22 protein-coding genes are annotated in these 22,602 nt (G+C 45.6%); 13 read left to right on the top strand and 9 right to left on the bottom strand.

What is annotated here, in order from left to right; genetic code table 11:
- Positions 1 to 3: 3 nt before the first annotated feature.
- From DWY55_RS06150 to DWY55_RS06180, 7 genes are read right to left on the bottom strand one after another with little or no spacing between them, the layout of a single operon-like run.
- Positions 4 to 723 carry a M23 family metallopeptidase gene (locus DWY55_RS06150; RefSeq protein WP_005823679.1) on the bottom strand — a complete coding sequence of 240 codons (720 nt, stop codon included), beginning with the start codon at positions 721 to 723 and terminating at the stop codon, positions 4 to 6.
- On the bottom strand, positions 724 to 1,389 hold the full coding sequence (locus tag DWY55_RS06155) for a B3/4 domain-containing protein (protein ID WP_005823677.1): 666 nt from the start codon (positions 1,387 to 1,389) through the stop codon (positions 724 to 726). It lies immediately after the preceding gene.
- Positions 1,389 to 2,216, bottom strand: a complete 828-nt coding sequence (pgeF, locus tag DWY55_RS06160) for a peptidoglycan editing factor PgeF (protein WP_009037100.1) — start codon at positions 2,214 to 2,216, stop codon at positions 1,389 to 1,391. Before pgeF ends, DWY55_RS06155 begins: the two co-directional genes overlap by 1 nt.
- Positions 2,213 to 3,394, bottom strand: a complete 1,182-nt coding sequence (obgE, locus tag DWY55_RS06165) for a GTPase ObgE (RefSeq protein ID WP_120178040.1) — start codon at positions 3,392 to 3,394, stop codon at positions 2,213 to 2,215. The genes pgeF and obgE overlap by 4 nt, the downstream gene beginning before the upstream one ends.
- Positions 3,395 to 3,408: 14 nt before the next feature.
- A complete protein-coding gene (locus DWY55_RS06170; protein ID WP_005823672.1) occupies positions 3,409 to 3,981 on the bottom strand; it encodes an adenylate kinase in 573 nt (190 codons plus the stop codon).
- A 42-nt stretch (positions 3,982 to 4,023) separates the two neighbouring features.
- On the bottom strand, positions 4,024 to 4,560 hold the full coding sequence (gene hpt, locus DWY55_RS06175; protein ID WP_005823670.1) for a hypoxanthine phosphoribosyltransferase: 537 nt from the start codon (positions 4,558 to 4,560) through the stop codon (positions 4,024 to 4,026).
- A 41-nt stretch (positions 4,561 to 4,601) separates the two neighbouring features.
- Entirely contained in the window at positions 4,602 to 6,140 is a 1,539-nt protein-coding gene (locus tag DWY55_RS06180) for a peptide MFS transporter (RefSeq protein ID WP_035449991.1), read from the bottom strand.
- Positions 6,141 to 6,529: 389 nt separating this feature from the next.
- Here DWY55_RS06180 and DWY55_RS06185 point away from each other — a divergent pair, with 389 nt between their 5' ends.
- Both DWY55_RS06185 and DWY55_RS06190 read left to right on the top strand, forming a co-directional pair.
- Positions 6,530 to 8,041, top strand: a complete 1,512-nt coding sequence (locus DWY55_RS06185) for an NAD(P)H-hydrate dehydratase (protein ID WP_117877890.1) — start codon at positions 6,530 to 6,532, stop codon at positions 8,039 to 8,041.
- Between the two features lie 29 nt (positions 8,042 to 8,070).
- Complete coding sequence (locus tag DWY55_RS06190) at positions 8,071 to 8,634, top strand: YdeI/OmpD-associated family protein (RefSeq protein ID WP_005823665.1); 564 nt, start codon at positions 8,071 to 8,073, stop codon at positions 8,632 to 8,634.
- Between the two features lie 17 nt (positions 8,635 to 8,651).
- On the opposite strand, the gene DWY55_RS06195 is transcribed toward DWY55_RS06190, so the two are convergent.
- The gene (locus DWY55_RS06195; protein ID WP_117877892.1) at positions 8,652 to 9,335 is read right to left on the bottom strand and encodes a DUF5715 family protein; all 684 of its coding nucleotides are present in this window, start codon (positions 9,333 to 9,335) and stop codon (positions 8,652 to 8,654) included.
- Positions 9,336 to 9,530: 195 nt separating this feature from the next.
- Here DWY55_RS06195 and truA point away from each other — a divergent pair, with 195 nt between their 5' ends.
- The 4 genes from truA to DWY55_RS06215 all read left to right on the top strand — a co-directional run bounded on the left by truA (position 9,531) and on the right by DWY55_RS06215 (position 12,399).
- Positions 9,531 to 10,283, top strand: a complete 753-nt coding sequence (gene truA / locus DWY55_RS06200) for a tRNA pseudouridine(38-40) synthase TruA (protein WP_117877937.1) — start codon at positions 9,531 to 9,533, stop codon at positions 10,281 to 10,283.
- A 78-nt stretch (positions 10,284 to 10,361) separates the two neighbouring features.
- Positions 10,362 to 11,261, top strand: a complete 900-nt coding sequence (locus tag DWY55_RS06205; protein WP_117877894.1) for a DMT family transporter — start codon at positions 10,362 to 10,364, stop codon at positions 11,259 to 11,261.
- Positions 11,262 to 11,272: 11 nt separating this feature from the next.
- Entirely contained in the window at positions 11,273 to 11,743 is a 471-nt protein-coding gene (locus DWY55_RS06210) for a GAF domain-containing protein (protein WP_117877896.1), read from the top strand.
- Complete coding sequence (locus DWY55_RS06215; protein ID WP_035449988.1) at positions 11,740 to 12,399, top strand: DUF3256 family protein; 660 nt, start codon at positions 11,740 to 11,742, stop codon at positions 12,397 to 12,399. Before DWY55_RS06210 ends, DWY55_RS06215 begins: the two co-directional genes overlap by 4 nt.
- Here DWY55_RS06215 and DWY55_RS06220 read toward each other — a convergent pair.
- Complete coding sequence (locus tag DWY55_RS06220; protein ID WP_005823655.1) at positions 12,386 to 13,276, bottom strand: YitT family protein; 891 nt, start codon at positions 13,274 to 13,276, stop codon at positions 12,386 to 12,388. The genes DWY55_RS06215 and DWY55_RS06220 overlap by 14 nt on opposite strands.
- A gap of 187 nt (positions 13,277 to 13,463) precedes the next feature.
- Between DWY55_RS06220 and DWY55_RS06225 the strand changes: the two genes are divergently transcribed.
- The 7 genes from DWY55_RS06225 to DWY55_RS06255 all read left to right on the top strand — a co-directional run bounded on the left by DWY55_RS06225 (position 13,464) and on the right by DWY55_RS06255 (position 22,588).
- Complete coding sequence (locus DWY55_RS06225) at positions 13,464 to 14,348, top strand: AraC family transcriptional regulator (RefSeq protein WP_009037084.1); 885 nt, start codon at positions 13,464 to 13,466, stop codon at positions 14,346 to 14,348.
- 182 nt (positions 14,349 to 14,530) lie between these two features.
- Positions 14,531 to 15,094 carry a glucose-6-phosphate isomerase family protein gene (locus DWY55_RS06230; RefSeq protein WP_009037083.1) on the top strand — a complete coding sequence of 188 codons (564 nt, stop codon included), beginning with the start codon at positions 14,531 to 14,533 and terminating at the stop codon, positions 15,092 to 15,094.
- Positions 15,091 to 16,050 (top strand): ROK family protein, encoded by a 960-nt coding sequence (locus tag DWY55_RS06235; RefSeq protein ID WP_005823650.1) that lies wholly within the window; start codon positions 15,091 to 15,093, stop codon positions 16,048 to 16,050. The genes DWY55_RS06230 and DWY55_RS06235 overlap by 4 nt, the downstream gene beginning before the upstream one ends.
- Entirely contained in the window at positions 16,034 to 17,797 is a 1,764-nt protein-coding gene (locus tag DWY55_RS06240; protein WP_016272607.1) for a class I mannose-6-phosphate isomerase, read from the top strand. The genes DWY55_RS06235 and DWY55_RS06240 overlap by 17 nt, the downstream gene beginning before the upstream one ends.
- Positions 17,790 to 18,575: a glucose-6-phosphate isomerase family protein gene (locus DWY55_RS06245; protein WP_005823648.1), complete on the top strand. Its 786-nt coding sequence runs from the start codon at positions 17,790 to 17,792 to the stop codon at positions 18,573 to 18,575. The genes DWY55_RS06240 and DWY55_RS06245 overlap by 8 nt, the downstream gene beginning before the upstream one ends.
- Positions 18,576 to 18,589: 14 nt before the next feature.
- Positions 18,590 to 19,999, top strand: a complete 1,410-nt coding sequence (locus DWY55_RS06250) for a sugar porter family MFS transporter (protein WP_008665500.1) — start codon at positions 18,590 to 18,592, stop codon at positions 19,997 to 19,999.
- 27 nt (positions 20,000 to 20,026) lie between these two features.
- Positions 20,027 to 22,588 carry a GH116 family glycosyl hydrolase gene (locus tag DWY55_RS06255; protein ID WP_008665498.1) on the top strand — a complete coding sequence of 854 codons (2,562 nt, stop codon included), beginning with the start codon at positions 20,027 to 20,029 and terminating at the stop codon, positions 22,586 to 22,588.
- Positions 22,589 to 22,602: the final 14 nt, after the last annotated feature.

Below are 22,602 nucleotides of genomic sequence, written 5' to 3' on the forward strand. Positions count from 1 at the left end.
GTTTTAAAGTTCAATTCGTTCTTTTAGTGAAACGTTCTGCAAATGTAGTGAAACGTTTGGATACTTAAACAGTTCCATTGGGTATTTTTTTTGCAGTGGCTTCGGGTAGATTGTCGGTAATTGTTGCACGACGATGCCGTTTCCTTTTTTTGAGCATCCGATACGTTGTCGGTTCAGCGTCTGTTCCTTCATGTTGAAGATAATATTGGGGTCGAAGTGCTGCCCGTTGACGCGTGTCTCGAAGTGCAGATGCTCAGTAGAGGCGCGTCCGGTGCGTCCGGTCAGTGCGATGGGCTGTCCGGCTTTGACTGTGTCGCCACAATGTACAAGGTTTTTGAAGTTGTGGCTGTATATCGTTTCCAGTCCGAAGTCATGGCGTACGACGACGACATTGCCGTAGGCGCTATAAGGCTTGGACATCCGTACTACGCCGTTGAAGGCACTCCGTATGGTGTCTTTGGCGTAGGTCTTGATGTCTATGCCACTGTGGCGTCCCCGCCCCCGTCCGTAAGGGGAGATGACTTTTCCTCCAGGCAGGGGAAAGGAGTATTCCGTGTCCGGAATGTCCTCCAAAGGTAGCTCTATCAGTTCTCTTTGCGAAAACAGTCCCGGAGTGGCAACGCGGATATGGTTGGTTTCCATGGTGGAAAAGACCGTTTTCTTCCCTTGTGCCGTGGCACCAAGGGCTATGAGCAGGAGAGGGACAAGAATACGGATTCTCATTTATTCAAAATATTGTATAGTCCCACTGGTAGAGGAAGCATATTTCTCCAACAGTTCCAATATCATTTCGGCTGCTTCTTTCAGACCTTCCTGCCCGTTGTAGCCGTTGACAATGGCAAGGATATGGCGGGTTTCAAGTTTCATCTTGGTGCGTTCGTGGTCGCTGGTCGGGGTACCGATACCGCCTATACGGTCGCGGTAGACGGGCAGCCCTTCTATGTTCAGCATGCCGCGGCCTATACCCTCGAACAATTCCTCGGCACGTCCTATGCCCAGCTCAAGGTCGGTCCCTTGTATCTCGTCGGCATCAAATCCGCCGATAGAGTGGCCCGTACGTAGGGAGACAAGGTTGATAAGGTCTACCAACGTATCTATCTGATAGAGTTCCAATCCGCGCAGCAGTCGCCGTCTCAGTGCTTCGGCCGAGGGACGGTAGCGGCTGGGGTCCTTGCCGCAACGTTTATAGGCTTCGCGGGTGGCGGCAATGACGGGTTGGTACTTGATGCTGTCCGTGGTTTCACGGGCTCTTAGCTCTTGGGTGAAAGTTGCGATTTCTTGCCACAACCCTTCGCAATATGGGGTATTTGTCACTTCGGCAAATACGGCTGCACCGCGGAATTCGGGGCAATTCTGCTTGATTTCTTTAGAAAGTGTGATATGATACATTAATGCAATCCGTTTGAATGGGTTAACATGATTCCCGACAATATCCTTCCGGATTTGATACCCATCCGGCGTGCCGAGAAAAACTCTTCATATTGGGTAAAAGTACATATATTGGCTGTCTCCACTTGTGCGGAAGGTACTCCGAAGTCCAGTAGTTGCAGTCGGTTGGCAGCCCATAGGTCGATATGGTATTTGTGGGTGGCGGGTTTCCATTCGGAGATGTAATCCATCTGGAAACCGTTCTTGCGGAATGCTTCATAGACTTCGTCGCCTACCTCGAAGGCGGAAAGGGAGATGCCGGGGCCGATGCAGGCTATCACTTCTTTGCCCTCTGTGCCATAGCGGGCACGCATCTTGTCGAGTGTGTGGCCGAGGATGTAATTCACAGTGCCGCGCCATCCGGCATGAACAGCGGCTATCACGGCATTCTTCCGGTCGTAGAGCAGGATGGGAATGCAGTCTGCCGTAGAGATGCAGATGCAGCAGCCCGGTTCACGGGTTATCAGTGCATCAATGCCCTGCAACATGGAGTGGCGTTCTTCTGCTGTTGCATGCAGATAAGTTCCGTCAATGACAAGTGCCTTTGTCCCGTGGGTCTGAAACGGGATGACCAGTTCTTGGGGGCGTTGGGGCAGGGAAGAACATACTATTTCCTGGTTGCGGCGTACAGCTTCGGCTTCGTCTCCCGTGTAAGGTGTACAGTTGAGGGAGGCATAGTTACCTTGGCTGCATCCACCGTGGCGGGTGGTTACAAAACAAGAAATGCCGGGATATGAGGCAAGCAGCTCATATCCCAACATTTTCCTATCTTCTGTAAGAGGAATCATTTTTTATCTTCCTCCCAATCTTCTTCGTATTCAAAGTCCTCGAGGTCCTCTATGTCCTCGTTGTCATTGACGTATTTATAGCTGAGGTCCTCGTCCTCACCCTCTTCTTTCAATTCTTCCTGCAGGTGGCTGAGGTCTTTGGCGCGATGGGCAATGCTGTCCACTTTGCCTTCTATCTTATTACTTTCCTTGTTCAGCTCTTCCCAAAGGATGTCTTTCAGCGTAGAGATGCCCATGCCGGAGACAGCAGAGATGAATATATGCGGAATCCCTTCGGGCAGTGTCGGCTCTATCTCGTCCATCAGTTCCTGGTCGAGCATGTCGCATTTGGTGACGGCAAGCACTCTCTGTTTGTCCAGCATTTCGGGGTTGAAAGTGCGAAGCTCGTTCAACAGGATTTCGTATTCCTTACGGATGTCGTCACTGTCGGCAGGCACCATGAACAGCAACAATGAGTTGCGCTCGATGTGGCGCAGGAAACGCAATCCTAAGCCTTTGCCGGCACTGGCTCCTTCGATGATGCCGGGAATGTCCGCCATCACAAACGATTTGCTGTCGCGATAGGACACGATGCCCAGATTGGGTTCCAGCGTTGTAAACGGATAATTGGCGATTTTGGGCTTCGCCGCAGAAACGGATGCCAGTAAAGTGGATTTTCCTGCATTGGGGAAACCTACCAGACCGACGTCTGCCAGCAGCTTCAGTTCCATGATTACCGTCAACTCCTGCATCGGTTCGCCCGGTTGTGCAAAGCGGGGAGCCTGGCGTGTGGCGGTTTTGAAGTGCCAGTTGCCCAGACCTCCGCGTCCGCCTTTCAGCAAGATGACTTCTTGTTCGTGCTCAGTGACGTCGCAGATATATTCACCCGTTTCGGCGTTGTACACCACTGTGCCGCAGGGCACTTCAATCACCTTGTCCGCTCCGTCTTTTCCGAAACTGCGGTTTTTGGAACCGGATTCTCCGTGACCTGCCAGGATGTGGCGATCGTACTTCAGATGGAGTAGCGTCCAGTAGTTGCGGTTACCCCGCAGGATGACATGGCCTCCTCGTCCTCCGTCACCTCCGTCGGGGCCTCCGTTGGGTATGTATTTCTCACGCCGCATATGCGTAGAACCTCGTCCGCCCTTTCCGGAGCGGCAATATATTTTTACGTAGTCAACAAAATTCGATTCAGCCATATTCTGTTTTATTGTTATTTCACTGCGTCAATAGCCTTGCAAACATCGGCAAAGATTTCTTCCAATACGCCGAAGCCCTGGATGTGTTGGTATTTGCCGTCCTGCTTGTACCAGTCAATCAGCGGAGCTGTCTGTGAGTGGTAAACCACCAGACGCTTCTTGATTGTCTCTTCATTGTCGTCTGCACGTCCTGATTCTTGTCCGCGCTTGATGAGGCGCTTCATCAGTTCTTCTTCGGGCACGTCGAGGTCGAGCATCACGCTGACTTCCTGTCCGCGTTCGGCGAGCATCTTCTTTAATGCTTCAGCCTGGGCGATTGTTCTGGGGAAGCCGTCGAAAATCACGCCTTTGCTATCCTTGAAGCTGTCGAATACGCTTGCCAGAATATCAATCATCAACTCATCGGGGATCAACTGGCCCTGGTCGATATAACCTTTAGCAGTCTTGCCCAGTTCTGTACCGTTTTTCATTTCAGCACGGAGCACGTCTCCGGTAGAGATGTGGTTGATGCCATACTTTTCTACAATCTTTTCACTTTGTGTTCCCTTACCTGAACCGGGAGCACCAAAAATTACAATGTTCAACATTTGCTTAGTTATTATTTAATGATTTACTATATTATGTCTGTATCAGTCTACTACAGTATAAATGTCGGGATAGTTGCGCCCGAAGCCGTCATAATCCAACCCGTAGCCCACGATGAAGTCGTTCGGAATATTCATGGCCACATATTCTATGTTTAAATCAACTTTCAGCTTATCAGGTTTCACCAGTAGGGAGGCAATATGAATCTCCCTGGGACCGCGAGTGCCGAGGGTGTCCAGTAAGCGTTGCATGGTGAGTCCCGTATCTACTATGTCCTCTACAATGACCACTGTACGGTCTGTGAGGTCTTCATTGATGCCTATTACTTCCTTAATTACCCCGGTAGAGGATACTCCTTGATAAGATGCCAATTTGACAAACGAAATTTCGCAGGGAATCGTGATTCGTTTCAGCAAATCGGCGGTAAACATGAACGAACCGTTCAGTACGCTGAGGAATAGAGGATTCTTTCCTGCCAGGTCGCGGTTGATTTCGTTCGCTACACGGGTTACTTCTTTCAGTATGTCCTGCTCCTTGATGGAGACTGTGAACATCTTGTCTTTTATTTGTATGGTATCCATAGATGGGATGTTTTTAGAAAGTTGCCGCAAAAATACGATTTTTATTCCACTCCATGCATCATCTTCTGTAATTTCTTTGAAAGCAGGAAGAGGATAAGCGATGCCGTGGCAGACATGACGACGAACACCATGAAGAAATCGTACATCGTCTCAATGCGATAGCCCAGTAGCGTCTTTACCTTTCCGGCTTCGGGGTAGAGCCCGCTCAGCGTGCCTGCAAACTTATTGGCAGTGGCGGTGGAGAGGTACCATATCCCCATCATCAGCGAGGCGAAGCGGATGGGCGTGAGCTTGTTCACCATGGAGAGTCCGATGGGCGAGAGGCAGATTTCGCCCATGGTATGGATGAAGTAGAGCCCCGTCAGCCAAATGAGACTCACCTTGATGCCCGGCTGAACATCTTTCACCCCAAGGCAGATGACGAGATAGCCCAGTGAAAGCAGTAGCAGGCCGATGGCTTGCTTGGTGGGCGAGGCGGGCTCCATGCCCCGCTTGCCCAGGGCGCCCCATACGCCCGGCATGATGGCGGCAAGTATCACCACAAAGAAGGGGTTGAAGGACTGAATCCAGGAGGCAGGCATTTCCCACCCCAGGATGACGCGGTCGGTCTGCTCGGAGGCGAAAAGCGTGAGCGAGGCGCCTGCCTGCTCGTAGGCCGCCCAGAAGAAAATGACGAAGAAGGCGATGATGTAGATGACGAAGATGCGGTCGCGCTCCGTCTTGGTGAGCGAGCCTTCCAGCAGGATGCTGACGGGAAACACGATGCAGGCGGTGAAGATGCCGATGCTTATCCAATCGTCCCCGAAGCACCAGTAGAAGAAACCGGCAAGCGCGATGGCGAGCAGGGCGAGCAGCAGGTAGTTGCGCATGGTCCGTCCGTTGGCATGGGCACTCTTCCGGGCGGTGTTGTCTGCCTGGGGCCGTTCCTTGCGGGCGTCGGGGATGATGCCGAGGGGCTTGCCGTCGGGGCCGATGAGGTACTTGTTCTTCTGGGTTTCGAAGAGGACGACCGTCAGCACGGTGACGATGGCGGCAATGAGGAAGCCCCATCGGAAGTCGTGAGGGTTGCCCGTCTCGCCAAAATAGCCGCAGACCAGCGGGGCGAGGAAGGAACCCACGTTGACACCCATATAGAAGATGGTGTAGGCGGAATCCAGCCGTTTGTCACCCGGCTCGTAGAGCTGCCCCACCAGGGAGGAGACGGTGGGCTTGAAGCAGCCGTTGCCCAATATCAGGAAAGTCAGTCCGCCGTACATCAGCCAATGCGAAAGCTCACGCGCCTCCAGCATCGAGGCACTGGCAAACATCAGGAACTGGCCGACTGCCATCATCATGGCCCCCCAGAAGACGGAACGGCGGATGCCCCAGTATTTGTCGGCGATGTAGCCGCCGATTAAGGGTGTCAGGTACACCAGTCCGGTGTAGCTGCCGTAGATGGAGGCGGCGTGCTCCTTGTCGAAAAGGAGTGCCTGGGTGAGGAACAGAATGAAGATGGCACGCATGCCGTAGTAGCTGAAACGCTCTGCCGTGCTGGTAGCGAAGATAAGGTAAAGACCTTTCGGGTGTCGTGATGTACTCATTGAATATGCTTTTATTGTTTTGGCTTTTATTAGATGTCGAGGGTACAAAATTAGTCATTATTTTGCGTAAGTTAATGGGTATAATTAGAAACTTGCCGACAAGCCTGCGGGAACTTGCCGACAAGCTTGTGCAAACTTGTCCGTAAGCCTACGCAAACTTAAAACAGAATTTCTGTTTCTGTAAATAAAGCTTTTGTTTATAGAAATAGAGCTTTTGTTTCTAAGAATAAAGGCTTTGTTCTAAGAATCCTTTGCATTGAAGACAACTTTTCCTTACGGAGCAGATATTTTTTCCCGGGGGGCAAAGCAACTTGATAAAAAACGTCTTCTCTTTGTACAGTTGAAATCAAAGCCCTATCTTTGCTCTACGATTTTAAGATAATCCTATTATGAAGATATTTCCTACTACAAGCATCAAGCAACTGGATGCAGATACCATAAAGAATGAACCGATTGCCTCCATCGACCTGATGGAACGTGCCTCACGCGCATTGGCCCGTGCCATTGCCGAGCGTTGGGAGCCGGACACGCCGCTCACCGTTTTTGCCGGACCGGGGAACAACGGTGGCGATGCGCTTGCCCTGGCGCGACTGCTGGCCGGGAAGGGCTACCGGCTCGAGGTGTATCTCTTCAATACGAAAGGGACGCTTTCGCCGGACTGCGAGACGAACAAGGAGCGGCTGGCCGACGTGCCGGGTGTGGATTTCCACGAAGTGACCACCCAGTTTGTACCTCCCGTGCTGACGGCAGACCATGTGGTGATAGACGGTCTCTTCGGCAGCGGTTTGAACAAGGCTCTGAGCGGCGGTTTTGCAGCCGTAGTGAAGTACATCAACGCTTCGCCCGCCACGGTGGTGTCCATCGATATCCCATCGGGACTGATGGGTGAGGACAATACCTACAACGTACATACGAATATCGTCCGTGCCCATCTGACGCTGAGCCTGCAATTGCCGAAACTGGCATTTCTCTTTGCCGAGAACGAGCCGTATGTGGGCGAATGGCAGTTGCTGGACATCGGACTCAGCGAGGATGTCATCCATGACATGGAAACGGACTTCCGCTTGCTGGAGCATGAAGACGTGTCTGCCCTGCTGAAGCCGCGCAGCCGGTTTGCCCATAAGGGGAACTTCGGCCGTGCACTGCTGATAGCCGGTTCGCAGGGAATGGCGGGAGCTTCGGTGCTGGCTGCGCGTGCTTGTCTGCGTTCGGGGGTGGGGCTGCTGACGGTGCATGTGCCGTTCTGCAACAACTTCATTGTGCAGACTTCCGTGCCCGAAGCCATGACGGAGCTGGACATCAGCGACACCTGCTTTGCCGCCGCTACTGATACGGACGATTACCAGGCCGTGGCGATAGGTCCGGGACTGGGAAAGGCGGCAGAGACCGAGGCGGCTCTGCTGGAGCAGATAGAGATATGCCAGACTCCGATGGTGGTGGATGCTGATGCCCTGAACTTGCTGGGCGAGAAGCGTAACTATATAGGGCGTCTGCCCAAAGGGAGTATTCTGACTCCGCACCCCAAGGAACTGGAGCGTCTTGTAGGCAAATGCCAGAATTCGTACGAACGCCTGATGAAGGCTCGCGAGCTGGCGAAGAGCGCCGGAGTGCATATCATCTTGAAAGGCGCTTATTCTGCCATTGTCACTCCTGCCGGGAAATGTTTTTTCAACCCTACCGGCAATCCGGGTATGGCAACGGGAGGCAGCGGTGATGTGCTGACGGGAGTGGTGCTTGCCTTGCTTGCCCAAGGCTATGAGCCGGAGAAGGCTGCCTGCCTGGCCACGTATGTGCACGGACTGGCGGGAGATGTTGCCTGCAAGAAGCAGGGGGCAGTGGGGATGACGGTGGGGGATATAGTTGCCTGCCTGCCGCTAGCGTGGAAGATGCTGGAAGAATAAGGAGAGAAGTGTAATTTGGATGGCTTGTCATGTCAACAGAAATAAGATATTTTGAAAACAGAAAAGATTGGCGAAAGTGGCTGGCTGACAATTTTGATACTGCCGATGGAGTCTGGTTTGTGTTTCCTACTAAATCTTCAAGCGAGAAAAGTATTGTATATAATGACGCTGTTGAAGAGGCCCTTTGTTTCGGGTGGATTGACAGCACGATAAAGTCACTTGACAAAGAACATAAAATTCAGCGTTTCACGCCCAGGAATCCTAAAAGTACCTATTCGCAAGCCAACAAAGAAAGGTTGAAATGGTTGCTGGAGCATAAAATGATACATCTTGAATTTGAGGATAAAATACGAACTGTCTTGTCGGTTCCTTTTGTTTTTCCAAATGATATAATCGACAGATTGAAAGAGGATGAAAGAATATGGAAGAATTATCAGAGTTTCTCTGACCCCTATAAACGTATCCGAATCGCATACATTGAAGCGGCGAGGAAACGACCGGAAGAATTTGAAAGGCGATTAAATAACTTTATCTGTAAAACGAAAGAGAACAAAATAATAATAGGGTTTGGCGGGATTGAAAAATACTATTAACGCTAATTCTTTTCCGCTTATTTCTCTCTTGTCGTAATGTGGAAGCATCCTTGCTTCAACTCGTACTTGATGTAGCATTTATCGGCTTTCCGCAGGTCACGGAGCACTTCCGAAAGAACCAGTTTTAAGGTATCTGCGCTGACATCCTGCAAAGGACGTCCATCCTCGTCTTCTATTTTCTGAAAGCGCTTCCAACTGACATCGAATGTCGTTCCGTAAAAATGTGCCGAGTTTGGAGAAGCATTGCCGTTACGGCGGCGCAGGCGTTTTACGTCGTCTTGGGTGCGGAGTACGGAAGTCACAATTATCTTGTTTGGATTCAGTCCTTTGGCGGTCAGTGAATCAAGGAAGTTGTGTCCGATGGTATCCAGTAGGCTGGCGGCGCCCGGAATGAGAAAAGGGATGGAATGCGTCAGTGAATCCACGGCATAGAGCTCGTTCGTCGTGATAGGTTGCAGTTGCTCTCTCATCTTTTCTGCTTCCTCGCGGGATGAAAGTACACGTATGCCGATGGCTTGGGCTACATTGAGATGTTTCTCATTCAAGTCTCCGAACGAGCGTTTGTAGCTGACAACGCCCCGAATGTTGCGCGGTTCGTTCAACTTGAGCGACATGTCTTTCTTCTTGCAGCCGGCAAAGGTGAATGTTGCGGCAGCTGCGACAATTATCAGTATAGGTAGGATTCTGGAAGAATATCTCATCTTATAAATGTACTATGTCTGTGAAAAATCTGCGTTAATCTGTGGTGAAAACCTTGCAAAGATAATGCAAACCTTCTTAAATTAGCACTGTCTTTGCTGAAAAAGCGAATATAGGCTGCACCTCAACATAACTTTTTCATGCGAGCATGAAAGTTCTGTATTCGGTTTGCACTATCTTTGCACACAAAAAAGACCGTGCAACGATATTTTATATACCTGGCTTATGATGGCACCGCTTATCACGGCTGGCAAATCCAGCCGAATGGAGCGAGTGTGCAGGAGTGTTTGATGAAGGCGCTGAGTACCCTGCTGCGTCGCGAGGTGGAAGTCGTGGGAGCGGGGCGTACCGATGCTGGGGTTCATGCCTCACTGATGGTAGCTCACTTTGACAGTGATTCTCCTTTGGACACTGTTTTTATGACGGATAAGCTGAATCGCCTGCTTCCTCCCGATATTTCCGTATGCCGTCTGTGTGCCGTGAAGCCCGATGCACATGCCCGCTTTGATGCTACGGCGCGGATGTATAAGTATTACGTCACTACTGCCAAGATGCCTTTCAATCGTCAATACCGTTGTCGTCTGTTCCAAACACCGGACTTTGAGCGGATGAATGAGGCTGCCCAAACCTTGTTTGACTATACGGACTTTACCAGCTTCAGCAAGCTCCATACCGATGTCAAGACCAATAATTGCAAGATTATGCATGCCGCCTGGACGCAAGTGGACGATGTGACCTGGGTGTTCACCATCCAGGCCGACCGGTTCCTGCGGAACATGGTACGTGCCATTGTCGGCACTCTGCTCGAAGTGGGGCGTGGAAAACTTTCCGTTGAAGGCTTCCGGCGTGTCATCGAACAAAAGGATAGATGTCGGGCAGGCACTTCCGTTCCCGGCAATGCTTTGTTCCTGGTGGATGTAGCCTATCCGGAAACAATTTTTTTAGAATAAGACAGAAGGATACTGCGAAAACGTAGTGTCCCCCCCTTTAATTTTTAATTCTTAATTCTTAATTTTTTAATTAATCCTATGTGGTTATTACTTGCTTTCCTCTCTGCTGCCTTATTGGGATTTTACGATGTCTTCAAGAAGAAGTCGCTTCGTGACAATGCCGTACTGCCGGTGCTTTTCCTGAACACGTTGTTCTCGAGCCTGATATTTCTTCCTTTCATTCTGGTATCTGTCTTTGCGCCGTCGGTGTTGGGAGGTACGATGTTTGATGTTCCCGTGGTGGGGTGGGAGGTGCATAAGTTTATTGTTGTCAAGTCGTTTATCGTGCTTTCTTCCTGGATATTCGGTTATTTCGGGATGAAGCATCTGCCGCTGACCATCGTGGGACCGATTAATGCGACGCGTCCCGTAATGGTGCTTGTAGGTGCCATGCTTGTGTTTGGCGAACGCTTGAACCTTTATCAATGGATTGGCGTGCTGCTTGCCATAGTGTCCTTCTTCATGCTGAGCCGTTCGGGCAAGAAAGAGGGAATCGACTTCAAGCATAACAAATGGATTCTTTTCATCGTGCTGGCTGCCGTTGCCGGAGCTGTCAGCGGGCTGTATGACAAATATCTGATGAAGCAGCTCAACCCGATGCTGGTGCAGTCGTGGTATAATGTCTACCAAGTCTTTATCATGTGCCCCATTATCCTGCTGTTGTGGTATCCCAAGCGAAAAGAAAGTACCCCGTTTCGTTGGGACTGGACCATTATCTGTATCTCCATTTTCCTTTGTGCGGCAGACTTTGTCTATTTTTATGCCCTGAGCTATGAGGACTCCATGATTTCCATCGTTTCGATGGTGCGTCGTGGCAGCGTTGTAGTTTCCTTCCTTTTCGGTGCGCTTTTCTTCCGTGAAAAGAATTTAAAAAGCAAGGCTGTCGACCTCATTTTGGTGTTGATTGGAATGTTCTTCCTATATTTGGGGAGTAAATAAACAAGAGATATATGGCAGAAGACCTGTATATAAATGCTGGTGGCAAGACAGAGAAATATCGCGCTTTGCTTCCTCAACTGAAAAATCTGCTGGCAGGTGAAGATGACTTGATAGCCAATCTGGCGAATGTTTCGGCGGCGCTGAAAGAGACTTTCCATTTCTTTTGGGTAGGCTTCTATTTGGTGAAGGGTGAAGAATTGGTGTTAGGACCTTTCCAGGGACCGATAGCTTGTACGCGCATCAGGAAAGGCCGCGGTGTTTGCGGCACGGCATGGGATAGAGCCGAGACGTTGGTTGTGCCCGATGTGGATGCATTTCCCGGACATATAGCCTGCAGCTCGCTGTCGCGTTCGGAGATCGTGGTTCCGCTGAAGCGTGAGGACGGTGAAGTGTGGGGAGTATTGGATATTGACAGTGACGATTTGGGCGGTTTTGATGAAACAGATGCCCGTTTCCTTGAAGAAATGATTAAAATGTTATGATAAGAAAACTGAGTGCTTTTTTGATTTTGGCTTTCATCGGATGGGGGTATTTGCAGGCCCAGGAAGCCAAGACGTGTTTTAAGAATATGCCGGATTCTATATGTCCGTTGCTTAGCGCCGTGAACCGTGCGGATTTTATAGACTTTCTGGAAAGTAAGATGAAAGCTGAGGTGACCAACAGCTTTGGTGGTAAATCGGAAATGACGGAACTTGCCCCGGATTATATACATGTGAAGATGACTCCCCAGAGCTCGTGGCAGATGAAGCTCTTGCCTGTCAACGACAGCACGAAAGTGGTTTGTGTGGTATCTACGGTTTGTGCTCCGGCTTGCGACAGCCATGTCAAGTTCTATACGACAGACTGGAAGGAGCTGGTTGCTTCGTCCTACCTGCCGGCATTGCCCGTTCTGGATGATTTTATCGCTGAGGCCGCGGATACGGTGGATGTCTATGAGTATCAGGATGCCCGTCGCCAGGCCGACATGCTGCTGATGAAAGCGGACCTTTCTGCGAAGGATGCCACGTTGGCATTCACTTTTACCACGACCGATTACATGGGTAAAGAAGCGGCGGAGAAACTGAAACCGTTTGTCCGCCGTCCTATTGTTTATACTTGGAATCAAGGGAAGTTCGAGAAATCCTCTACTTCACTTTGATTCTGTCGAATCCCTCTCCATAGACTCCGATGACTGCACTTTGTGATACAAAGGCATTGGGGTCTATGTCTTTTATGAGCCGGAAAATGATGGTGGACTCCCGCTTCTTGGCCAGCACGAACAGCATTTTTATCTCTTTTCCCGTATAGAAGCCCGAGGCGTTGATGACCGTTGCACCTCTGTGAGGATATACCTGGATGTGCTTGGCTATCTCCTCATATTTATCGCTGATAATAAAGAATTGTACGGACTGGCGGGCACTGTTCACCACTTGGTCGAGCACGAAGCTGCATATGTATAGAGTAACGTAGCCATACACCACCTTTTCCCAATCTTTTAGAACAAAGTAACTGGACGAGATGATGATAAGGTCACATATCAACATGACTCTGCCCAGCGTGATGTCGCGGTACTTGTTGATTACGGCGGCAATGATGTCCGTGCCGCCAGTACTGCCGTTGTTGGAAAAGGCGATGCCGATGCCGCTACCGCAGAAGGAGGCACCGATGACACAAGCCATGAAAGGCTGGTCGTGCAGGAGGACAACACCCTCGGTCAGTTTCTGGATAATGGAAAGGAAAAAGGTCAGGGTGAATACGGCAAAGATTGTCTTTACGCTGAACTTCCATCCCAACACACGTAGGGCAAGCAATAGAAGCAGAAAATTGATGGCGAAGTACGTATATTGGACGGGAAATCCAGTGGCAAAATATACGATGGATGCAATGCCCGGTACGCCACCGGTAGTAATATCGTTGGGAAGCAGGAAGACTGTCCAGCCGATACCATATAAGACCATACCCAGGGCAATCATCAGATAATCCCGCAGTTCGCGCATGGTGTTCTGTCGGGAGGGAACATTTACTATTGTTTTCATTATAATTTTATGTGGTTGTGAAAATGCGGGGACAAAGATACAAAAGATATCATTTGTTTGTTTGAGTATAAGATTGATATTTATATTTTGATGTTACTATGAGTTTTAACATACAATAGCTTGCTTTGATAAAATAATTATCTATATTCGCTTTTATAATTAACGGTGATTATTGACTTAGATGACTATGAAACCACTTTACCAAGATCTGCCATTCCCAATAGACAGTCATATACATTATTATATAGAAGACTTGCCGCACTTCATTGTACCTTGGCATTATCATCCGGCCATAGAGATAATGTATATAACTAGAGGTATAGGAACCCGTTTTGTTGGGGATTGCATAGAACAGTATGAGGAGGGGGATGTATGTATGATTGGCCCTAATCTCCCTCATGAATGGCGTAATGATGATGCTTATTTTGATAAGGAGTCTGGTTTGCGTGCTACGTGTATCTGTCTGTTCTTTAAACGTGAGATATTTGATCCGAATTTTATCAGATTACCAGAAATGAATAATATTCGTGATTTGATAGAGAGATCACGGCGTGGACTGAAGTTTACCGGAAAATCGAAATTAGAGATAACCCGGTTTATAAGGAGTTCGGTGAATGATGTAGGGGTTCGGAAGGTAACGAATCTTTTAACACTTCTTGAGCTGATGGCCACATCGACTGAGTATGAGTTACTGGCCTCAGTGGGATTTACGAATTCTGTAAATTCAGAAGATTTTGAGAGATTTAATAAGGTATACAAGTTTCTCGTCAAGAACTTTGCGACTTCCATTAGGTTGGAAGAAGTTTCGACTTTGGTTGGATTGACCCCGACAGCTTTTTGCCGTTATTTCAAGGAGAGGACCAAGAAAACCTTTGTAGAATATCTGAACGAAATGCGTATCGGTTATTCGAAAAAACTATTACTGGAAAACAAAATGAAGATTTCTACTATCAGTGGGGAAGTCGGATTCCCTAACTTATCTAATTTTATATCCCAATTTAAAAAAGTGACAGGAATGTCCCCGTCGCAGTTCCAAAAGCAGTTTGGAGTAAAGGCTAAACAAGCCATTTGATTCTACTATTTTATCATTGAATATTTGGTGGTTAGAGCCTTGGTTTTCTACTTTTTTTGCAAGGTTTTATCCATTTGCTGCGAATAATGGTAAAATACCATAATTATCGGAAAATATAGAGGAAAGAGCGAGTTCCATATCAGCGTACTTTTGCAATATAAGATTTTAAAAGTATGATGCTGATGAATGATAAGAGAACAAATGAGTCGCCTTTGCTCTTTATAAAGGATTCTTTGATCGGTGAAAATGTGAAGAGGAGTTTGAAGACTTTGGCTGATTTACGAGGTGTTTTTCATAATTGTGAGGCTTATGAACAGATGTCTCCTGATACTTTATTGTATGAGGTGACTTGTCATCTGCCGGTTGAAGAAGGAACGCCAGGGGGACTCTATTTCGGAATCACGAGAATTTATCCAGGTAAGGTTGGTGATGAGTATTTCATGACCAAAGGACATTTTCATGCCAATATGAATCGTGGGGAGTACTATTGGGGAGTGGAAGGTGAAGGCAGATTGATTATGATGGATCAGAACCGAAGGGTTTGGAGTGAGCGGATGTTTCCGGGTAGTCTTCATTATATACCTGGAGGGGTGGCCCATCGTGTGGCAAATATAGGATATTCTGTTCTGTCATTCGCTGCTTGTTGGCCTTCGGACGCAGGACATGATTATCAAGTGATTTTGGAGAACGGGTTTTCTGCATCTTTACAGTGTGTGAATGGCAATCCCCAATTGATAGAAATATGAATATGAAGTATATCATAGCTGTAGATTTGGGAGGAACCATTACAAAAGTCGGTCTCTTACGCAATGGAGAACTGGTAGACTATGTAAAAATGCCTTCTCGTCAAGATTTGGATATGACAGCAAGTTTGCCGGAGATTGAAAATGCAATTGATTTCCTGTTAAATTCAAATGGTGTGAAGCGCCTCTTTGGAGTGGGTATAGCTTTTCCAGGGCTAGTAAATAATAAAAAAAGCATTATTATATCTACGAATGAAAAATATGATGATGGAGTGGAGCTTGATTTGGATAGATGGGCGGATGAACATTGGGGAGCCCCCTTTTACATTGATAATGACGCACGGCTTGCAGCAATTGGAGAATGGCAATATGGGAGCGGCAGAGGATATGATAGCGTTGTTATGATGACTATTGGTACGGGCATAGGATCGGGAGTCATTATGAATGGTGAGGTAATGTATGGAAAGCACTTTCAAGCAGGTTCGTTGGGTGGCCATTTTGTAGTAGATTACAAAGGAAGGTTATGCTCTTGTGGAAACAAGGGGTGTGTGGAGGCTTTGTCCTCTTCATTCTTCCTTCATAAAATTATAAAGGATCATGCTTGCCTGTCTCCTTCGTTTAAAATGTCATCTCAGAATTATGATTTTAAAGAAATCTTCCAATTGGCGGAACAAGGAAATAGAGACGCGTTATTGGTACGAAATGAATGCATTGAAATATGGGGAGCTGCTGTTATAAATTTTATTCATGCTTATGATCCTGAAGTGGTGATACTTGGAGGGGGAATCATGAATAGCCATAAAGTGATAGTGCCTTATATCGAGGAACGGGTGTCAAAGTTTGCCTGGACTCCGAGTGCAAAAGTATCTGTGGTAGTTTCTAGCTTGGGAGATTATGCAGCTTTGTATGGTTTGGAATATTGTTTAAGAAAAAAGATAAAAGATGAAGTATTCTGCTAATTACGATAAATATCCTTTTGTGCAGGTGTCCTATAATTCGGATGACTGTATTTCCGGTTGGTTTGCCATTACCGATAGTATCAGTGAACGTTTGAAGGTACTGGAGAAGCCGTTGAAAGTGGTTGCGATTGAGTGCTATCAAGGAGTGTTTGAGAATGATATACGTAATGCTTTTGCCGGTAGGTTCAATAATGCTTTATTTGTTCATACAGATAGTGCGATGTTGCCGGAAGAGAAAATCAATGATTTTTTCTATCCTGATATTACCGATGATGAATTATTCGGCTATCTGACCCGGTATACAATGGAATGTTTTTTTGATTTCGATAAAGTTACTGGTATCCGGCAACAGATAGAAGATTTGCAGTCTGGTATTGTAATAGTCTATGGGGTTGGTGCGGCCTATCTTTGTGAACATCCTGATTTGTTGATTTATGCCGATATGGCAAGATGGGAGATACAGTCCAGATTCCGTAAAAATGAAATATCAAATATAGGTGTCAACAATAAAGAAGAACGAACCTCCTTGCAGTATAAAAGAGCTTTTTTCGTAGATTGGAGAATATGCGATAGGCACAAAAAGATGCTGATGGCAAAGGTGGATTATGTTTTGGATACGAACCGGCGCAATCATCCTAAGATGATTACAGGCAAAGCGATGTTTGAGGGATTGGAGAAAGCGGTAAATGGTCCGTTTCGTGTAGTTCCCTTTTTTGATCCGGGGCCTTGGGGAGGACAGTGGATGAAAGATGTTTGCGATTTAGAACGGACGATGCCTAATTATGCTTGGTGTTTTGACTGTGTACCTGAAGAAAACAGTCTGTTGTTGGCCTTTGGGGATGAGAAAGTGGAAATACCGTCAATTGATTTGATTTTTGCTTATCCCCGACAGTTATTGGGTGATGCTGTGTATGGCAGGTTTGGTGATGAGTTTCCAATACGGTTTGACTTTCTTGATACGATAGAAGGCGGCAATCTAAGCTTACAAGTTCATCCTTTGACTGAATATATACAACAGAAATTTGGGATGCATTATACGCAGGATGAGAGCTACTATATTTTGGATGCTAAGGAGGGGGCAACTGTATATTTGGGTTTGAAGGATAATATTAAACCGGAGGAGATGCTTGATGAATTGGAAAAATCGCAAAGGACTGGTGAATTTGAAGTGGAGAAGTATGTAGGTATTTATCCGGCAAAGAAGCATGATCATTTTTTAATTCCGGCTGGTACGGTACATTGTTCGGGAAGGAATAGCATGGTACTTGAGATTAGTGCAACCCCATACATCTTTACATTTAAGTTGTGGGATTGGGGACGGATGGGACTGGATGGCAGACCGCGTCCGATTAATATAGCTCATGGGGCTAATGTGATACAATGGAATAGAACGGAGTCTTGGGTGAAAGAAGAACTGATAAACAAGGTCTCTGTTATTGGTGAAGGAGATTCTTGGCGTGAAGAAAAGACGGGACTTCATGAATGGGAATTTATAGAAACAAGAAGACATTGGTTCACGGACAAAGTTTTGCATAAGAATGAGTCGGGTGTTAATGTTCTGAATCTGATTGAGGGACGTTCGGTGATAGTGGAAAGTCCTATAGGACAATTTTCTCCGTTTGTTGTCCATTATGCGGAAACTTTTATTATTCCTGCTGCCATAAAGGAATATACAATAAAACCTTATGGGGAGTCTGAAGGAATGGAATGTGGAACAATTAAAGCTTTTGTAAGACATCATGCATAAAGATAATTTTGATAAGGGGATTGATATAGGGATAACAGAAAATCCGTTAGGTTTTATTTATGGTAAGGACGTTTTTGGCCCGACAGTAGAAAACCGGTGGTTGGATGATATCCGGTCTAGTTTGTTGGATCCGAAATGTGAAGGACCGGATATTGTCTATTCTATAGCTATGGATGTGGGTAAGACTGTTCATAAAGCGCTTTTGCAAAAACAGCATTTGCTTTTTGGAGTAGTGGCTTATGCCAAAGGAAGTTTGGGAATGGAACCCATTCGCAGTCAGGGACATATTCATAAGGTCTCACCTTTTAGTCAATGGTCCACTCCAGAGGTTTATGAGATATGGAATGGAGAGGCGGTCATTTACATGCAAGAGTCGGCTACAGATGAACCGGGGAGGTGTTATGCTGTTTATGCACAGCCTGGCGATGTGGTGGTGGTCCCTCCATATTGGGTACATGCTACCATTAGTACGAATGCAGATGAATCTCTTGTGTTTGGTGCATGGTGTGACCGTGAATATGGTTTTGAATATGCTGAGATTCGTCGTCATAAAGGTATTGCATGGTATCCTGTTTTTGAGGGTGATGGATTGAAGTGGATCAGAAATACAAACTATCATTTTTCGGAACTGGTAAGAAAGGCTCCAAGAGAGTATCATGATTTAGGTATTGGGAAAGGTAAATCCATTTATAAAATTTTTGAAGATGCTCCGGATACTTTCTTATATGTTCCGAATCCGTCAGTGAAAAAGGAAGTTTGGATAAGTTTTGAACCCTAAAATATAAGTTTAATATGAAAAACAGACATATAATATTTTTAATAGCTACAGTTGTAGCAACAGGAGGATTGCTTTTCGGCTTTGATACTGGGGTAATTTCAGGAGCGATTCCATTTCTTCAGTCAGATTGGGGAATAGATAATAATGATGTTGAATGGATTACGGCAGCTGGTTTGTTGGGAGCTATGTTGGGGGCTGTATGTTGTGGGCGTTTATCTGATATATTTGGAAGAAGAAAAATCATATTGGTTTCTGCTGTGATATTTGCAGTGGGAGCGTTATGGTCAGGACTGGCAACGGATTTGAAGAGCTTGGTTTTTTCTCGTCTGTTTCTTGGTATAGCTATAGGTGTGGCATCATTTACTGTTCCATTGTATATAGCAGAAATTGCTCCAGCTAAATCCAGGGGACGTCTGGTTTCAATGTTTCAGTTAATGGTTACAATAGGTATTTTACTTTCATACATGTCAGATACCTTTTGGGCTGATGAAAACAAGTTGGATTGTTGGAGATGGATGTTTTGGGCAGGTGTCGTACCGGCTTTGGTATTACTGGTAGGTATGTGTTTTGTGCCTGAAACACCTCGGTGGCTGTTGAGTAAAGGACGGTTGAAAGAATGTAGGAAAGTGTTGCAGAAAATAGAACCGGAAAATACAGTAAATGATTTAATTGGACAAATGGAGGTGGAAATAGAGAAAGATAGGAATAGTGCGGTAGGATGGCGATATTTGATGCAGCCTTGGTTGAGAACTCCTCTAATGATTGCTGTTTGTATTATGTTTTTTCAACAGTTTGTAGGTATTAACACAGTTATTTATTATAGTCCGAAGATTTTCCTGATGGCAGGATTTGAAAGTACACTCTCTGCTATTTGGGCTTCTGTAGGTATTGGAATTGTAAATGTTGTATTTACAGTGATTTCTCTTTATTTAGTGGATAGAATCGGACGACGAAAGTTGTATTTTATTGGTCTGTCAGGAATTGCCTTTTCTGTTTTGTGCCTTAGTGCTTGTTTTATTTATGCTAATCAGTTGGGCGAAATCGGAAGGTGGTTAATGGTCATTTTTATGTTTGGATATGTTGCATTTTTTGCAATTAGTATTGGACCTTTGGGATGGTTGGTCATTTCCGAGATATTTCCGCAGAAAGTACGGGGATTGGGGACTTCGATAGGTTCATTGGCTGTATGGATATTTAATTGCATTGTCTCCTTTACTTTCTTTAAGATTATAGATTTTTTTTCTATACCAGGTACCGAAATTGTTGTTGGACAAACGACTTCTGAGAATCCGGCAGGTGCATTTTTTCTTTATGGATTTATTGCCGTGTTGGGTTTGGTATGGGGGTATTTATTCTTGCCGGAGACAAAAGGGTTATCATTGGAGGAGATTGAACAGAAATGGAGAAAAAATAGAGAATGTTGAAGGAATAAATCATTAAAAAAATGATATATGAAAAATGGATTTTATTTTTTAGGTCTATGTATCTGCTTGTGTTTATGGGCTTCTTGCTCCAGTATGGAAGAAGTACGTGATTATAATGAAAAATATACGGGAGAGTATACGAGCAGGATTGCTTTCCCTATTGGGGGATTGGGGACGGGAATGTTTTGTGTAGAAGGTAGTGGTGCAATTTCTAATATGAATATTAGGCATAAAACTGAGATGTTGAATGAACCGACAATGTTTGCCGGATTATATTTGAAAGGGGTAGATAATGGTAGTATTGTTGTGGAAGGACAAGTACCGGATTGGAAAAAATTTGGCCAACCACAGTCAACAAAAGGATACGGCGGCACGTGGGGATTACCTCGATTTAAAGATTGTGATTTTGAAGTAAAATTCCCTTTTGCCAAATTGAGAATGAGTGACGATGAACTGAAGATGGACGTGACAATGAAGGTTTGGAATCCATTTATTCCTACAGATGAAAATAACTCAGGGCTTCCAGTTGCTGGTTTTGAATATACGTTTAAAAATAAATATGCTAAAGAAGTAGAAGCCATATTTTCTTATAATTCAAAGAACTTTGTAGATATTCGTAATGGAGGAGCATCTATTAGGCCAATTGAAAATGGTTTTATAATATCACAGAAAGGAACAGAAACGCAGCCGTTTCATCAGGCTGATTTTGCAATCTTTACAGATGAACCGGAAACTAAGGTTAATTATTGTTGGTTTAGAGGATGGTCTTTTGACTCATTCACGATGTGCTGGAATGAGATGAGCAGTGGGGTAATTAAAGAAAATCCTGCTAATATGGCGGATGCTCCCGGAGCTTCCTTGTATGTACCGTTTAGATTGCAACCGGGAGAGTCAAAGACAATCCGTTTATATATGGCATGGTACGTTCCTTTCTCATTAGTTCGTGAGGGATTGGAACCGATTGATGATGTAGATGTACCTATCGTACCTGTAGTTAATGAAAGAGGAGAGCCCGCAGGCTATATTGATACTTCCATTCAGTTGTCCGATAAATACCGTCCCTGGTATAGCAGTAGATTTGCAAATATAGAGGAAGTCGCAGACTATTGGATGAAAAATTATAATACGTTGAAAGAAAAAACAGAGCTGTTTACTGATGCATTTTATGCTACAACTTTGCCTGCTGAAGTTGTTGAAGCTGTTGCTGCTAATCTTACTATATTAAAATCACCTACGATTTTTCGGCAATACGATGGTCGGATGTGGAATTGGGAAGGTTGCGGTAATGAATATGGCTCTTGCTATGGTTCTTGTACACATGTTTGGAATTATGCTCAAGCTATACCTCATTTGTTTCCTAAAATGGAAAGAACACTGAGGGAAACGGAATTTTTTGTTAGTCAAGCTAAGAATGGGCACCAAGCATTTCGCTCTGCACTTCCTATCCGACCCATCAGACATAATTTTCATGCAGCAGCTGATGGGCAGTTAGGTGGTATTATGAAAGTATACCGTGATTGGCATATATATGGTAATGACGAATGGTTGAAGTTGATTTATTCATACGTACAGAATAGTCTTGATTATTGCATTAATACGTGGGATCCTAAAAGGAAAGGTGTTATAGAGGAACCTCATCATAATACTTATGACATTGAATTTTGGGGGCCTAGTGGTATGATTAATAGTTACTATACTGGCGCATTACAAGCATTTGTTGCTATGGGTGAACATTTGGAGAAAGATATGACAGAATATAGAGAGTTGCTAGATAAGAGTATTGACTACATGGAAAATCAATTGTACGACGGTGAATATTTTATTCAAAATATTCGTTGGAAGGAGTTGCAGGCTTCTGATCCGACGAAAGTACAGTCTGTCAATTCTAATTATTCGAAAGAGGGTTTGGATTTATTGGAAAAGGAAGGGCCGAAATATCAATACGGAAAAGGCTGTTTATCTGATGGAGTAGTAGGAGCATGGCTTTCTTTGGTCTGTGGACTGGACGAGGCTATAGATAGAAAGAAAATATTAAGTCATTTATTGTCTGTTCATAAATATAATTTAAAGAGGAATCTCAGAAAACATGTAAATCCTCAGCGCTCGACTTTTGCTTTAGGTGATGAAGGAGGCTTATTATTATGTTCATGGCCCAAAGGAGGAAAGTTACAACTTCCTTTTGTTTACTCCAATGAGGTATGGACAGGTATTGAATATCAAGTGGCTTCTCATTTGATGTTTGAAGGTGAGGTTGAGAAAGGACTTGATATTGTCCGTACTTGTCGTGATCGGTATGATGGAAGAGTACGTAACCCATTTAATGAATATGAATGTGGGGCATGGTATGCCCGTGCAATGTCTAGTTATGCTATGCTCCAAGCTTTGACTGGAATACAGTATGATGCAGTGGATTCTACTTTATATATTGATTCAAGGATAGGTGATGATTTTACGTCTTTTTTGTCGACGGAAACAGGTTTTGGTAATGTTGGTCTAAAAGATGGTAAACCTTTCATTGAGGTGAAATATGGGAAGATTGATGTGAAAAAGTGCTTTGTTTCTGACATAGAAACAGATTTTGTTAATTGATAGAGAAAGGAGGA

This window comes from Bacteroides sp. AF25-38AC (assembly GCF_003602995.1).
Taxonomy (GTDB): domain Bacteria; phylum Bacteroidota; class Bacteroidia; order Bacteroidales; family Bacteroidaceae; genus Bacteroides; species Bacteroides uniformis.

Excerpts from the sequence above, each read along its gene's own strand:
- DWY55_RS06150 (WP_005823679.1), bottom strand. The coding sequence starts at position 723 with ATGAGAATCCGTATTCTTGTCCCTCTCCTGCTCATAGCCCTTGGTGCC.
- DWY55_RS06155 (WP_005823677.1), bottom strand. The coding sequence starts at position 1,389 with ATGTATCATATCACACTTTCTAAAGAAATCAAGCAGAATTGCCCCGAA.
- pgeF (WP_009037100.1), bottom strand. The coding sequence starts at position 2,216 with ATGATTCCTCTTACAGAAGATAGGAAAATGTTGGGATATGAGCTGCTT.
- obgE (WP_120178040.1), bottom strand. The coding sequence starts at position 3,394 with ATGGCTGAATCGAATTTTGTTGACTACGTAAAAATATATTGCCGCTCC.
- DWY55_RS06170 (WP_005823672.1), bottom strand. The coding sequence starts at position 3,981 with ATGTTGAACATTGTAATTTTTGGTGCTCCCGGTTCAGGTAAGGGAACA.
- hpt (WP_005823670.1), bottom strand. The coding sequence starts at position 4,560 with ATGGATACCATACAAATAAAAGACAAGATGTTCACAGTCTCCATCAAG.
- DWY55_RS06180 (WP_035449991.1), bottom strand. The coding sequence starts at position 6,140 with ATGAGTACATCACGACACCCGAAAGGTCTTTACCTTATCTTCGCTACC.
- DWY55_RS06185 (WP_117877890.1), top strand. The coding sequence starts at position 6,530 with ATGAAGATATTTCCTACTACAAGCATCAAGCAACTGGATGCAGATACC.
- DWY55_RS06190 (WP_005823665.1), top strand. The coding sequence starts at position 8,071 with ATGTCAACAGAAATAAGATATTTTGAAAACAGAAAAGATTGGCGAAAG.
- DWY55_RS06195 (WP_117877892.1), bottom strand. The coding sequence starts at position 9,335 with ATGAGATATTCTTCCAGAATCCTACCTATACTGATAATTGTCGCAGCT.
- DWY55_RS06205 (WP_117877894.1), top strand. The coding sequence starts at position 10,362 with ATGTGGTTATTACTTGCTTTCCTCTCTGCTGCCTTATTGGGATTTTAC.
- DWY55_RS06210 (WP_117877896.1), top strand. The coding sequence starts at position 11,273 with ATGGCAGAAGACCTGTATATAAATGCTGGTGGCAAGACAGAGAAATAT.
- DWY55_RS06215 (WP_035449988.1), top strand. The coding sequence starts at position 11,740 with ATGATAAGAAAACTGAGTGCTTTTTTGATTTTGGCTTTCATCGGATGG.
- DWY55_RS06220 (WP_005823655.1), bottom strand. The coding sequence starts at position 13,276 with ATGAAAACAATAGTAAATGTTCCCTCCCGACAGAACACCATGCGCGAA.
- DWY55_RS06225 (WP_009037084.1), top strand. The coding sequence starts at position 13,464 with ATGAAACCACTTTACCAAGATCTGCCATTCCCAATAGACAGTCATATA.
- DWY55_RS06230 (WP_009037083.1), top strand. The coding sequence starts at position 14,531 with ATGAATGATAAGAGAACAAATGAGTCGCCTTTGCTCTTTATAAAGGAT.
- DWY55_RS06235 (WP_005823650.1), top strand. The coding sequence starts at position 15,091 with ATGAATATGAAGTATATCATAGCTGTAGATTTGGGAGGAACCATTACA.
- DWY55_RS06240 (WP_016272607.1), top strand. The coding sequence starts at position 16,034 with ATGAAGTATTCTGCTAATTACGATAAATATCCTTTTGTGCAGGTGTCC.
- DWY55_RS06245 (WP_005823648.1), top strand. The coding sequence starts at position 17,790 with ATGCATAAAGATAATTTTGATAAGGGGATTGATATAGGGATAACAGAA.
- DWY55_RS06250 (WP_008665500.1), top strand. The coding sequence starts at position 18,590 with ATGAAAAACAGACATATAATATTTTTAATAGCTACAGTTGTAGCAACA.
- DWY55_RS06255 (WP_008665498.1), top strand. The coding sequence starts at position 20,027 with ATGAAAAATGGATTTTATTTTTTAGGTCTATGTATCTGCTTGTGTTTA.